Origin of the sequence: Extibacter sp. GGCC_0201 (genome assembly GCF_017566055.1) — a bacterium.
In the GTDB taxonomy this organism is placed as follows: Bacteria; Bacillota; Clostridia; order Lachnospirales; family Lachnospiraceae; genus Extibacter.
In genome coordinates this window covers 1-220 of record NZ_JABFCH010000190.1, presented here as the reverse complement: position 1 = coordinate 220, position 220 = coordinate 1, and the positions used below count along the sequence as shown (strand labels likewise).

The window sequence follows — 220 nt, the reverse complement described above, 5'->3', positions numbered from 1 at the left end:
AATATGTCTGGGAGAAATGCAGAAAGAATTACAGGGAAAACGGAGTCAAACTCTTCTGGCTGGATGAAGCGGAACCGGAATATACCACCTATGATTACGAAAACTACCGTTACTATGCCGGAAGCGTCATGCAGCAGGGAAACATTTACCCCAGAGAATACGCCCGCGGCTTCTATGAAGGCCAGAAAGCAGCCGGCCAGGAGGACGTTCTGAACCTGGT

The 220-nt window shown here is 49.5% G+C and carries 1 pseudogene; it reads left to right on the top strand.

The window, feature by feature from the left end:
* Positions 1-220 (top strand): annotated as a pseudogene (locus HJV72_RS19215) (glycoside hydrolase family 31 protein); the annotation flags it as partial.